The 564-nt window shown below is 73.0% G+C and carries 1 protein-coding gene; it reads left to right on the top strand.

Annotated elements, in window-relative coordinates:
- The coding region (locus tag ACLJQE_RS44760; RefSeq protein WP_410645938.1) for a PQQ-binding-like beta-propeller repeat protein at positions 1–564 on the top strand (564 nt) is incomplete at both ends.

The following is a 564-nucleotide window of genomic DNA, read 5'->3' on the forward strand; positions in this document are numbered from 1 at the left end:
GTCGGACGGTGAACTGGTCGCGCTCGATGCCCGTACCGGCCGGATCGCCTGGCGGGCCGACGGTCCGCCACCCGGACACGGGTACGACGGGCGGCGTACCGGAGCGAGCACCAACTACACCCCCGCTGGACTGATCCCGGCCACCGGGCGCGGTGGGCGGGCCGTACTGGTGGTGATCGGTGGGTCCGGGCTGCGCGGTCTGGACCTGGCCGACGGACGCGAAGTGTGGCGGGTCGACATCGACGGTTCCTGCCGGGCCGGGGCGCTCACCACCACCGCCGGTCAACTCGTCACCATCGACGCCTGCGCGGCTCCCCAGGTGGCGGAGTTCCACGACGTGGAGACCGGCCGGCTGATCAACCGGTGGCGGCCGGAGGATGCCGGTCCGGAGCTGGGAGTGGTGCCCGTCGGCTGCGGCAACGGTGGCTCGAACTGCCCGGCGATGCGGACCACCAGCGCCGGCAACAGTCGAGGTTGGCTGCTGGATCGGGGTGAGCCGGCGCCGATGCCGCTGCTCGACCCGACCGAGGTGGTGCTCGAAGGCGACGTGGCGCTCACCCCGAG

Origin of the sequence: Amycolatopsis sp. lyj-346 (assembly GCF_046548975.1) — a bacterium.
Classification (GTDB): Bacteria; Actinomycetota; Actinomycetes; order Mycobacteriales; family Pseudonocardiaceae; genus Amycolatopsis.